This is a genomic window from Streptomyces sp. NPDC088124, from assembly GCF_040685895.1.
Taxonomy (GTDB): Bacteria; Actinomycetota; Actinomycetes; order Streptomycetales; family Streptomycetaceae; genus Streptomyces.
Genome location: NZ_JBFBJB010000013.1, coordinates 44,434 through 56,088, shown reverse-complemented (window position 1 = coordinate 56,088; position 11,655 = coordinate 44,434). Strand labels below are relative to the sequence as shown.

The 11,655-nt window shown below is 71.4% G+C and carries 10 protein-coding genes; 5 read left to right on the top strand and 5 right to left on the bottom strand.

Annotated elements, in window-relative coordinates; all coding sequences use genetic code 11:
* Window positions 1–22 precede the first annotated feature (22 nt).
* Complete coding sequence (locus AB0P17_RS12905) at window positions 23–1,042, bottom strand: DMT family transporter (protein WP_365810310.1); 1,020 nt, start codon at window positions 1,040–1,042, stop codon at window positions 23–25.
* A 141-nt stretch (window positions 1,043–1,183) separates the two neighbouring features.
* Here AB0P17_RS12905 and AB0P17_RS12900 point away from each other — a divergent pair, with 141 nt between their 5' ends.
* Window positions 1,184–1,471, top strand: a complete 288-nt coding sequence (locus AB0P17_RS12900) for a YiaA/YiaB family inner membrane protein (protein ID WP_365810308.1) — start codon at window positions 1,184–1,186, stop codon at window positions 1,469–1,471.
* A 75-nt stretch (window positions 1,472–1,546) separates the two neighbouring features.
* The gene (locus AB0P17_RS12895; RefSeq protein ID WP_365810306.1) at window positions 1,547–2,200 is read left to right on the top strand and encodes a TetR/AcrR family transcriptional regulator; all 654 of its coding nucleotides are present in this window, start codon (window positions 1,547–1,549) and stop codon (window positions 2,198–2,200) included.
* On the opposite strand, the gene AB0P17_RS12890 is transcribed toward AB0P17_RS12895, so the two are convergent.
* Entirely contained in the window at window positions 2,188–2,649 is a 462-nt protein-coding gene (locus tag AB0P17_RS12890; RefSeq protein WP_365810304.1) for a MaoC family dehydratase, read from the bottom strand. The two genes, AB0P17_RS12895 and AB0P17_RS12890, sit on opposite strands and share 13 nt — an antisense overlap.
* Before the next feature lie 127 nt (window positions 2,650–2,776).
* Between AB0P17_RS12890 and soxR the strand changes: the two genes are divergently transcribed.
* Window positions 2,777–3,283 carry a redox-sensitive transcriptional activator SoxR gene (gene soxR / locus AB0P17_RS12885; protein ID WP_365810302.1) on the top strand — a complete coding sequence of 169 codons (507 nt, stop codon included), beginning with the start codon at window positions 2,777–2,779 and terminating at the stop codon, window positions 3,281–3,283.
* A gap of 141 nt (window positions 3,284–3,424) precedes the next feature.
* Here the strand turns inward: soxR and AB0P17_RS12880 are convergent, their stop codons facing one another.
* A complete protein-coding gene (locus AB0P17_RS12880) occupies window positions 3,425–4,036 on the bottom strand; it encodes a hypothetical protein (protein ID WP_365810300.1) in 612 nt (203 codons plus the stop codon).
* 251 nt (window positions 4,037–4,287) lie between these two features.
* Here AB0P17_RS12880 and AB0P17_RS12875 point away from each other — a divergent pair, with 251 nt between their 5' ends.
* Both AB0P17_RS12875 and AB0P17_RS12870 read left to right on the top strand, forming a co-directional pair.
* Complete coding sequence (locus AB0P17_RS12875) at window positions 4,288–7,119, top strand: penicillin acylase family protein (protein ID WP_365810298.1); 2,832 nt, start codon at window positions 4,288–4,290, stop codon at window positions 7,117–7,119.
* A gap of 279 nt (window positions 7,120–7,398) precedes the next feature.
* Entirely contained in the window at window positions 7,399–8,481 is a 1,083-nt protein-coding gene (locus tag AB0P17_RS12870; protein ID WP_365810296.1) for a sugar phosphate isomerase/epimerase, read from the top strand.
* 136 nt (window positions 8,482–8,617) lie between these two features.
* Here AB0P17_RS12870 and AB0P17_RS12865 read toward each other — a convergent pair whose 3' ends face one another.
* Both AB0P17_RS12865 and AB0P17_RS12860 read right to left on the bottom strand, forming a co-directional pair.
* A complete protein-coding gene (locus AB0P17_RS12865) occupies window positions 8,618–9,937 on the bottom strand; it encodes an MFS transporter (RefSeq protein WP_365810495.1) in 1,320 nt (439 codons plus the stop codon).
* Window positions 9,938–10,107: 170 nt separating this feature from the next.
* Window positions 10,108–11,430 carry a DUF1343 domain-containing protein gene (locus AB0P17_RS12860; RefSeq protein ID WP_365810294.1) on the bottom strand — a complete coding sequence of 441 codons (1,323 nt, stop codon included), beginning with the start codon at window positions 11,428–11,430 and terminating at the stop codon, window positions 10,108–10,110.
* Window positions 11,431–11,655: the final 225 nt, after the last annotated feature.

The following is an 11,655-nucleotide window of genomic DNA, read 5'->3' as shown; positions in this document are numbered from 1 at the left end:
GGCGGGACGCGGACGGTCGCGCTCAGGCCGGCCTCTGTCCCTCGGGCGTTCCGGCGTTCCGGTGCTCCGCCACTTCGGCGCTCCCCGGGACGACGGCGGTACGGGAGCGCGGCCGCGAGCGCGACACCGCTACCCCGGCGAGACAGAGCGCGCCGCCGCCCAGGGTGAGCAGCCCCGGGATCTCGTCCAGCACGAGCCAGGCCATCAGCACGACCAGCGCGGGCACCGCGTACGTCGTCGCCCCCATCCGCCCCGCCGTCGTACGGGCCAGTGCGTACGCCCAGGTCGTGAACGCCAGGGCGGTCGGGAACACGCCCAGATAGACCATGTTGAGCGTCGCGGTGAGCGGCGCCCCCGCCGCGTCGTGGACGAGCTGCCCCGCGAAGGGCAGACAGGCGACCGCGCCCGTCAGACAGCCGAAGGTGGTCACCTGGAGCGCGCTCCCGTACGCCAGCGCAGGCTTCTGGGCCACCACCCCGCCCGCGTACGCGACCGCCGCCAGCACACACAGCGCCACCCCGAGCACCGAGGCATCGCCCTCGCCCGACATCGACAGACCCACGGCCACCGCGCCCGCGAACGAGACGGCCATGCCGGCGAGCAGCCGGGGCGGCAGGCTCTCGCCGAGCAGCCGGCCGCCGAGCAGCGCGATGAGAACGGGTCCGGTGTTCACCACCATCGCGGCCGTCCCCGCGTCGACCTCCTGCTCTCCCCAGTTGAGCACCACCATGTAGACGCCGAACCAGAGCAGCCCGGAGACGGCGATCCCGGGCCAGGCGGCCCGCGGCGGCAGGCCCTCGCGCCGGACGAGGCAGACCAGGCCCAGCACGAGCGCCCCGGCCAGCAGCCGGCCGAGCGCCAGCGACCCCGGCGCGTACGCCGCGCCCGCGCTGCGGATCGAGACGAAGGCGGAGGCCCAGAGAACGACCGTCACCCCGGCCGCGGCCGGCGCCAGCCAGGGCAGCCGGGAGGGGGGAGGGACCGGCGAGGTGGCGGAGCCGGAGGAACCGGAAGAACGGGGGGAGCCGGTCGCAGACGTCATGAGGGGAACGTACGCCGACCGTGCCGCCGCTCCCACCGCAATATCGAGACCGACGGAGGGGCGCGGACGCGTCCCTCCCTGAGTACGCCCTGAGTACGCGTACGGATGTGGCCTCCGCCACAGCGGCGGAGGCTGTCCCGCATGACCGACACACCCGTCAAGCAGCAGATCACCCCGGCCTACTACGCGCAGGCCGTCGCCTCCTTCGGCCTCGCCCTCGTGGCGATGACCGTCGGCATCGTCAAGCTCGACGCCAGCGCCTGGGTACGGGGCTTCCTCGGTATCTCCGTCCTCTACCTCACGACCTCGGCGTTCACCCTCGCCAAGGTGATCAGGGACCGCCAGGAAGCCGGCCAGATCACCAGCCGGGTGGACCAGGCCAGGCTGGAGAAGATCCTGGCCGAGCACGACCCCTTCCAGAAGCTCTAGACCCTAAGCGCTTGCTCACCGCCGGGGTATGGTGTGCGTCCTGTCGAATGGACGACCGAACGGAAGGGGCGCGCGATGCGCACGGCGGAGCAGGCGGCCGACGGTGAGCACACGCCGTGGGGTGAGGTCACCCCGGAGGCGGCCAGGAAGCTGCTGGTCGCCGCCGTCGAGGCGTTCGCCGAGCGCGGCTATCACGCCACCACCACCCGGGACATCGCGGGACGCGCGGGGATGAGCCCGGCGGCGCTCTACATCCACTACAAGACGAAGGAAGAGCTGCTCCACCGCATCAGCCGGATCGGCCACGGCAGCGCCCTGGCGCTGCTGACGGCCGCCGCGGACGGCGGGGGCACGGCGGCGGAGCGGCTCTCCGGCGCCGTACGCGGCTTCGTCCGCTGGCACGCGGAGCGGCACACCACGGCGCGGGTCGTCCAGTACGAACTGGACGCGCTCGGCGCCGAGCACCGCGCGGAGATCGTCGAGCTGCGGCGCGGCTGCAGCGCGGCGATCCGCCGGATCCTCGTCGACGGCGTACGGGACGGGGAGTTCGACGTCCCCGACGTGCCGGGGACGACGCTCGCGGTGCTCTCCCTCTGTATCGACGTGGCGCGCTGGTTCAACGCGGCGGGCCCCCGGACGCCCGACGAGGTCGGCGCGCTCTACGCCGATCTCGTCCTGCGCATGGTGGCCGCGCCGAGGACCGAGGGCCCCGCCGGTCAGAAGAAGTAGCGCGACACCGACTCCGCCACGCAGGCCGGCTTGTCGCCGCCCTCGCGTTCGATCGTGACGAGGGTGGTGATCTGGACACCGCCGCCCGCCTCCGTGACGTCCTTCAGGACGGCGGTCGCGCGCAGCCGCGAGCCGACCGGCACGGGAGAGGGGAAACGGACCTTGTTCGTGCCGTAGTTGATGCCCATCTTCACGTTCTCGACGCGCACGACCTCCGGTACCAGCGCGGGCAGCAGCGACAGCGTCAGATAGCCGTGCGCGATCGTCGTCCCGAAGGGGCCCCGCGCGGCGCGCTCGGGGTCCACGTGGATCCACTGGTGATCGCCGGTGGCCTCGGCGAAGAGGTCGATCCGCTTCTGGTCGACCTCCAGCCAGTCGCTGTGTCCCAGCTGCTCGCCGATCCCGGCGCGCAGCTCCTCGGCTGAAGTGAAGATCCTCGGCTCGGCCATGTCCCTGGTGCCGCCTCTCCGTTGTCCGTCCGTGCTGTCGGTCCGCCCGCATCTGTCCAAGCGCTTGCTCAGCACGAGCATGTTGCGCAAGTGCTCGGATGTCAACGAGGGCAGTAGGCTCCGGGGGGTGCCACAGATTCCGGAGACCATCAGCGAACTCACGGTCGGACAGTTGTCGGCGCGCAGCGGCGCCGCCGTCTCGGCCCTGCACTTCTACGAGTCCAAAGGGCTGATCACCAGCCGCAGGACGAGTGGCAACCAGCGCCGCTACTCCCGTGACGCGCTGCGCCGGGTGGCCTTCGTACGGGCGGCGCAGCGGGTCGGCATCCCGCTGGCGACGATCAGGAACGCCCTGGCGGAACTCCCCGAGGAGCGCACGCCGACGCGGGACGACTGGGCCAGGCTGTCCGAGGCGTGGCGCGCGGAGCTGGACGAGCGCATCAAGCAGCTCGGCCGGCTGCGCGACCATCTCACGGACTGCATCGGCTGCGGCTGTCTCTCGCTGGAGACCTGTGTCCTGTCCAACCCCGACGACATCTTCGGCGACCGCCTGACGGGCTCGCGCCTGCTGCCGGAGCGCCGTGCTCCCCAGGAACGGCCGTCAGCGAAGGACCCCGCCCCGGGCCCGCGTTGATCCCGGGCGCACCGGGCGCACCGGGCGCATCAGGCGCATCAGGCGCATCAGGCGCCCTGGGCGTCCTGAGCGCGCCGTCATCCGGCCCGCGGCCCTGACTCCGTGGGGGCGTGCCGTCTTCCGGACTCGCCCCCACAGGTCCTACGCCACCGACGCCAGATCCTTCATCCGCATCCGCTTCGCCCGGGCCAGCGCCTCGGACGTGAGGAGGGGCGGCGGTACGACGATGCCGCAGCCCGTGCAGACCGGTCCCGACCACGGCTCGCCCGACAGGTCGGGCCGCCAGACGAACCCGCGCTCCGCGCAGACGGGGCAGGCGGCGCCGGGGCCGCTCTTCAGCCCCGAGACCAGCCGGCGCAGCACCTCGGCCAGCGACTCCGACGGATGGACCGCCGGATCGTCGCACCGCGCGACGCCGTTGCCTCCCCAGGCCCGCCGGTGCCAGTCGTCGCAGCTCCCGGGCTGCCTCAGCCCGTCGTGCTTCTCGCGCCTGCGCCGCTCGGCGAACTCCGTCTCGTACGCGAGCCAGACGGCCCGCGCCTCTTCCAGTTCTTCCAGCGCGGCCGTCAGCCGCGCCGGGTCGGGCGCCCTGTCCTCCGGCTCCATGCTGTGCCTCGCGCACAGATGGTCCCAGGTAGCCCGGTGTCCGTAAGGAGCGAACCGCTCCAGGCACTTGCGCAGGGAATACCGTCGCAAGGCCAGGTCGCACCGCGGATCGCGCACCTGTCTCGCGAGACTCCGGAATCCGGCCATCGCCTGCCACCTCCGTCGCTGTTCGGCGTTGAGGAATGGACGTACGCCTGCCCCGTTCGGCTCCATCAAAAAACAGATGGCAGCCATGGATCCTGGCATTCCGGTTCATATCGAGCAGTTTTCGAACCCGATTCACAGGAACCGCGCGGAGTTCGGGTGTGGGGATCCGGAAAAGGTGACTGATGTTCACCTTACCGGCGAGTCATACCGCCGGTAACCTCCGGCGCACCGGCCTCCCCGAGGAGCACCCCATGCGACGACGCACCGGAAGACCCCACCGCGCCACCCTCACCGCCGCCGCGGTGTTCGCGCTGGGCGCGGCCCTGCTGACCCCCCATGCGCAGGCCGCCGTCCCCGCCGCACCCCCCGCACCGGCCGCCGCCGCGGCCGACCCCGACTACTGCCAGGGCCAGTGCGCAGACATCCTGCCGCCGGGCCAGAACGGCAACGCCACCCTCGCCGACATCCTCGGCAACCGGCTGTTCGGGACGTTCCCCGCCCACGCCTCCGACCAGCTGAGCCGCTACGACTCCCTGGTGGCCGGACAGGACGGTCTCACCGACGCCAAGGTCACCGACTTCTTCAACGACGCCTCCTTCGGCGTACCGTCCGACCAGGTCGAGTCCGTCACCTCGCCCCGCTCCGACGTCACGATCACCCGCGACAAGAAGACCGGCGTCCCCCACATCAAAGGCACCACCCGCTACGGCACCGAGTTCGGCGCCGGGTATGCCGCGGGCCAGGACCGGCTCTGGATGATGGACCTCTTCCGCCACATCGGCCGCGGCGAGCTGACCTCCTTCGCCGGCGGCGCCCTCGCCAACCAGGGTCTTGAACAGCAGTTCTGGCCCGCGGCCCCGTACACCGAGGCCGAGTACGAGGCCCAGATCGAGCGGATCAGGTCCACCGAGGGCGCGCGCGGCGAGCAGGCCATGGCGGACGCGCAGGCGTATGTCGACGGCATCAACGCCTACCGCCAGAAGGCCAAGGACGGCCGCTACTTCCCCGGCGAGTACGTCCTCACCGGGAAGATCGACTCGATCACCAACGTCGGGGAGATCCAGCCCTTCAAGCTCACCGACCTGATCTCCATCGCCTCGGTCGTCGGCGGCCAGTTCGGCGGCGGAGGCGGCGGCGAGGTGCAGGCGGCGCTCTCCCTCCTCGCGGCCCAGCAGAAGTATGGCGTGGCCGAGGGCACGGCGGTCTGGGAGGCCTTCCGGCAGCGCAACGACCCCGAGGCCGTCCTCACCGTCCACGACGGCACCAGCTTCCCGTACGCCCAGAAGCCCGACCAGCCGCGCGGCACCGCCCTGCCCGACGCGGGCTCCGTCACCGCCGAACCCCTCGTCTACGACAGGACCGGCTCGGCCGTCACCCGCGCCACGGCTCCCGTCGACACCCCCGAGGAACTCAAGCCGCTCCAGGGCATCTTCGACGACGGCGTCGTCCCGGCCGGGTCCCTCTCCGCCAAGCGCGGCATGTCCAACGCCCTGCTGGTCTCCGGCGCGCACACGAGGAGCGGGAACCCGGTCGCGGTCTTCGGCCCGCAGACCGGCTACTTCGCGCCACAGCTGATGATGCTCCAGGAGCTCCAGGGTCCCGGCATCAGCGCCCGGGGCGTCTCTTTCGCGGGCGTCGGCATGTACGTGCAGATGGGGCGCGGCCAGGACTACGCGTGGAGCGCGACCTCCTCGCAGCAGGACATCACCGACACCTACGCGGTCGAGCTCTGCGAGCCGAACGGCTCTGCCCCGACCAAGGCGTCGACCTCGTACCTCTTCCGCTCCGTCTGCACCCCGATGGAGAAGATGGAGCGCAAGAACGCCTGGAAGCCCACCACCGCCGACTCCACCGCCGAGGGCTCGTACCGGCTCCAGGTCTGGCGCACCAAGTACGGGATGGTCACGCACCGCGCGACCGTCGGCGGCAAACCCGTCGCGTACACCTCGCTGCGCACCACGTACCGCCACGAGGCCGACTCGATCATCGGCTTCCAGATGTTCAACGACCCGGCGTTCATGACGGGCGCGGCGGCCTTCCAGCAGGCCGCGCACAAGGTCGGCTACGCCTTCAACTGGTTCTACGCGGACGCCCGCACCGCCGCCTACTACAACAGCGGCCTCAACCCGGTGCGGGCGTCCGGCGTGGACGCGTCGCTGCCGGTGAAGGCGGAGCGGGCGTACGAGTGGCAGGGCTTCGACCCGGTGTACAACGAGTCCGCGTACACCCCCTTCGCCCAGCACCCGCAGTCCGTCGGGCAGGACTACTACATCTCCTGGAACAACCGGCAGGCCAAGGACTACGACGCGGCCGGATTCGGCTACGGCGCCGTGCACCGGGGCGATCTGCTCGACGACCGGGTGAAGAAACTGGTCCAGGCGGGCGGCGTCACCCGCGCCTCGCTCACCCGCGCGATGGCGAACGCCGCCCTGGCGGACCTCAGGGGCGAACAGGTCCTGCCCGGCCTGCTGAAGGTGATCCGCTCGGCGCCCGTCACCGACTCCGCGCTGAACACGGTCGTCCAGCAGCTGGAGACCTGGCAGGCGGCCGGCGCGCTCCGCAAGGAGACCGCGCGGGGCTCGCACACGTACGCCAACGCGGCGGCGGTCCGCACCATGGACGCGTGGTGGCCACGGCTGGTGGAAGCGCAGTTCAAGCCGGGACTCGGGGAGGGTCTCTACAGCGCGCTCACCGCCTCGCTGCCGATCGACGAGTCCCCGGCCTCCAGCCACGGCCCGACCGGCGCGCACAGCGGTTCGTCGTTCCAGTACGGCTGGTGGGGCTATGTCGACAAGGACCTCAGGCAGGTCCTCGGCGAGCCGGTCCAGAGCGCCTCGCCGAAGACCTACTGCGGCGGCGGCTCGCTCGGCGCCTGCCGTGACGTCCTGCTGACGACGCTGAAGACGGCGGCGGCGGTCCCGGCGAACACGGTCTACCCCGGGGACGACAACTGCTCGGCGGGCGACCAGTGGTGCACGGACACGATCATCCACCGGGCGCTCGGAGGTATCACCCACCCGAAGGTCAACTGGCAGAACAGGCCGACGTACCAGCAGGTGGTGGAGTTCCCCTCGCACCGCTGAGAGCGGGGACACCTATCGCTCGGAGTGATCTGTGGGCCGGACCCGAGATCGGGTCCGGCCCACAGCCGTGCGGGCCCCGGACGTGCTCATGACCGCCGCCCAACTGCTCAAGAGAAGACAAAGTTCTGTCGGTAACGATAAAAGTTCTGTCGAACTGAGTCTTTCCATTGATGCTGGCGAGACTTAGGCTCCAGCCGGACATTCAGCACCCCCTGGCACCGAGCACGGGCCCAGGCGAGCCGGGCATCGCGATGCCCCCTGGGCAAGGAGGACACTGACATGAACGGCAGACACACGAACCCACGGATCCCTCTGATGACCTCCCGGCGGGGACTCCTCGGCGCGGCCGGCGGAGCCGCGGTGGCCGGCGCCCTCGGCCCGATGTCCGGCGTCGCGGCGGCCGACTCCGCCCGTCACCCCCAGGGCGGCCGGAACGAGGACTACGGGTTCGGCAGGGGCGGCGACCTCCCGCTCGACCGCATCGGCATCCAGCTCTTCACCGTCCGCGACCTGCTCGCCGACAACGAGCTCGACATGTCCCGTACGTTCGAGATGCTCGCCGACGCCGGCTACGCCGAGTTCGAGATCGGCGGCGACTACGACGGACGCACCCCGGCCCAGCTCCGCAAGCTGGCCGACGCCCACGGCCTCAAGGTCGCGGGCAACCACTTCGGCCCCCGGGGCATGGTCGAGAACATCTGGTACGACCCCAAGGAACGCGCCCGGATCTACGAGGAGGCGCACATACTCGGGCTCAAGGCGGTCGGTACCGGTCACTCGTACACCGCGCCGCGCACGGTCGACGGCTACAAGAGGATGGCCGCGGCCTTCAACGTGTGGGGCAGGGAGGCCGTCCGCAACGGCTTCGACTACTTCTACTTCCACAACCACGACGTGGAGTTCACGCTGGTCAACGGCGTGCCCCTGTACGACATCCTGCTGGAGGAGACCGACCCGCGGTACGTGAAGTTCGAGCTGGACCTCGGATGGATCGAGATCTCGGGCCAGAGCGCGTACGAGTACATCAGCCGCGACCCGGAGCGCTTCCCGCTCTTCCACGTCAAGGACATCCGCTGGGACCCCAACGGCAACCGCGAGGCGCAGCCCGGCACCGCCAACGCCGGAAAGCGGTTCTTCTTCACCGACCCCGGCAAGGGCGACGTCGACTATCCGAGGATCTTCTCGGCGCTGAAGAACCCCGCCCACCACCACTTCCTCGTCGAGCACGACGACGCGGGCAACGACGAGACCCCCGACGAGAACTCGCCCCGCCCGATCAACCCCGCGGGCTCGGCCAACACGGCCTGGACCGGCCGCAAGTACCTCGCCAACCTGGAGATCCCGCGGCGCAAGCGGCACTGACGCACCACCGGAGGAGTCGTTCAGCGGCCCCGTCCGGAGGCCCCGTAACTCCCGGCAGGTCCCCGGGGGTTACGGGGCCCAGGCTTGTCCGCTCTCAGCTGTCCGCTGTCCGCTGTCCGCTGTCCGCACTCTGCTCTCAGCCCAACTCCCGCTCCCGCGTCTCCGGCAGGGCCCGGACGCACAGCAGCGACACCACGGCCATCGCGCTGACGTACCAGCCCACCGACGCCGAACCGAAGGCGGGCTGGAGGCGCGGGACGACCAGCGGGGAGACCGCGCCGCCCAGGACACCGCCCAGGTTGTACGCGAGGGACGCGCCCGAGTAGCGGACGCGGGCGGGGAACAGTTCGGAGAGGTACGCGCCCATCGACCCCGACGCCACGCCCACGCAGAGCATGGCGCCCCCGAGGCCCAGAGCCATCAGCACCGGCCGCCCCGTGTCGAGCAGCGGGAACAGGAACTGCCCCCAGATCGCGGCGAGTCCGCAGCCCAGGAGCGCCGGACGGCGCCGGCCCGCCGTGTCGGAGCGGGTGGCGGCGAGCCAGATGCCGGCCGCGAGGAAGAGGCACGTGATCAGGGAGAGGGCGAGCATGGTGTCGCGCGGTACCCCCAGGGTCGACGTGGCGTACGCCAGGCTGTAGGTCATCGACGTGTAGAAGAGGGCGTACACGACGGCCATCGCGCCCGCCCCGAGCAGCAGGTCCCGGGTGTGGCGCCGCAGCAGCTCCACCATGGGTGCCCGGCTCGCCTCCTGACGGGCCACGGCCCGGGTGAACACCGGGGTTTCGCTGATCTTCAGCCGTACCACCAGCCCGACCGCGACCAGCACGAAGGACAGCAGGAACGGAATGCGCCAGCCCCAGCTCGCGAAGGCCGCCTCGTCGAGTGTCGCGGACACCAGCCAGAAGACGCCGGTGGCGGCGGAGAAGCCGACGGGCGGGCCGAGTTGGGGGAACGCCGCGTACAGCCCGCGTCGGCCGTGCGGCGCGTGCTCCACGGCGAGCAGCACCGCACCGCCCCATTCCCCGCCGATTCCGATGCCCTGGAGGAAGCGCAGCAGGACCAGCAGCAGGGGCGCCCAGACCCCCAGGGTGGCGTACCCGGGCAGCAGCCCCACCAGCGCGGTCGACAGCCCCATCAGCAGCAGCGAGGCCACCAGCACGGTCTTGCGGCCGACCCGGTCGCCGAAATGGCCGAAGACGATTGAGCCGATCGGGCGGGCCAGAAAGGCGACCGCGTACGTGGAGAAGGAGGCGAGAGTGGCGTTGAGGGGGGAGAGGTTGGGGAAGAAGGCGTCGTCGAGGACGAGCGCCGCCGCCATGCCGTAGATGAAGAAGTCGTAGAGCTCGATGGTGTTGCCGATGAAGCTGGCGAGGGCCACCCGGCGCGAACTCTCCGGGCTCTCCGGCGAGTCCGCGGCCGGTTCCGCGGGTGTGGGGGAGGACGTGGGGGACAGTGTCTCGTCGATCACGACAGGCACTCTCACGGCCGGTGAACGACGCGGTCAACGCCGCCTGCCGGACACGCTCGGATACCGGTGGGTCACCGACTGTTATCAGCCGGTTCGTTGTCGGACGGTGTGTTGTCGGCCGGACGGGCCCGTGGCCGGCGCGCGCCGGCCGGGCCTCAGCGGTAGGTCAGATACCTCCGCCGCACGGCACGGAACGCGGCCAGGTCGTCCCGCCAGGCGGCGGCCACCTCGTCGGGCTCCGCGCCCGCGTCGATCATGGTCCGGACCGCCGTCGACCCCGTGAGCTTGTCGATCCAGTGATCGGGGCGCCAGGCGAACCCGCTCCACGACCGTTTCGCCGTCACCAGCAGCCCGATCCCGGTGCGTACCGGATCGAACGACGCGCGGTCGTGGACGTGGAGCTGGACACCGCCGACCGTCTTCCCCTGGAACTTGGAGAACGTCGGCGCGAAGTACGCCTCGCGGAAGCGCACCCCCGGCAGCTCCAGCGCGTTCGCCGCCTCGGCCCAGCTCCGGTCGGCGCCCTCCGCGCCCAGCAGTTCGAAGGGGCGTGTGGTGCCGCGGCCCTCCGACAGGTTCGTGCCCTCGAAGAGGCAGGTCCCCGCGTACACCAGGGCCGTGTCGGGCGTGGGCATGTTGGGGCTCGGCGGCACCCATGGCAGCCCCGTCGCGTCGAAGAAGTCGTCCCTCGCCCACCCCGACATCCGTACGGTCTCCAGCGGTACGGGCCGCTCCAGGAACTCGCCGTTGAAGAGCCGCGCCAGCTCCGTGACCGTCATGCCGTGCGCCTGCGCGATCGGCCGGCGCCCGACGAACGTCGCGAACTCCGGGTGCAGGACCGGGCCGAGGGCCGCGCGGCCGGTGACCGGGTTGGGCCGGTCCAGCACGACGAACCGCTTGCCCGCGAGCGCCGCCGCCTCCATGCAGTCGTACAGCGTCCAGATGTACGTGTAGAAGCGGGCGCCCGCGTCCTGGATGTCGAAGACGACGGTGTCGACCCCGGAGGCGGTGAAGACATCCGCCAGCGGCTGCCCGCTCTTGAGGTAGGTGTCGTAGACCGGCAGCCCGGTCGCCGGGTCGTCGTACCGCCCCTCGGAGCCGCCCGCCTGCGCCGTGCCCCGGAAGCCGTGCTCCGGTCCGAAGACGGCGGTCAGCCGCACCCGGTCGTCCGCGTGCATCACGTCGACGATGTGGCGTGCGTCCGCCGTGATCCCGGTCGGGTTGGTGACGACGCCGACCTTCTGGCCGGCGAGCGGCCGGTAGCCGTCGGCGGCCAGCCGGTCGAAGCCGGTGCGTACGCGCGTACGGCTCCGGCCGCTCCCGCTCGCGCTGTCGCTCCCGTTCTCGCTCCCGCCGGCGCCTTCGGACCGCGCCGCGGCGGCCGGCGGGAGGGCACCGGCGGCGCCGGCCGTTCCGACCGCGCCCGTGGCACCGACCGCGCCCGTGGCGGCCAGCAGTCCCCGTCTGGACAGGCTCATCGCGCTACCTCCGTGATCGGCCGGCGGTCCGCGGCGGGTGCGCCGCCGGCTGCCGTCTGTCATGGCCACGCACGCTAGCGCCCCGGGCCCGCCGGGGGAACGAGGCCGTCCCGGCCCGTCCCCGAGGTTTTCCGCTCCACTTCCCCCTGACATACCGACTGGTTAGTCTGTTAGAGGGAAGTCAGGGAAGTCAGGGAAGTCCATGACGGAAACCGGAACGCCCGA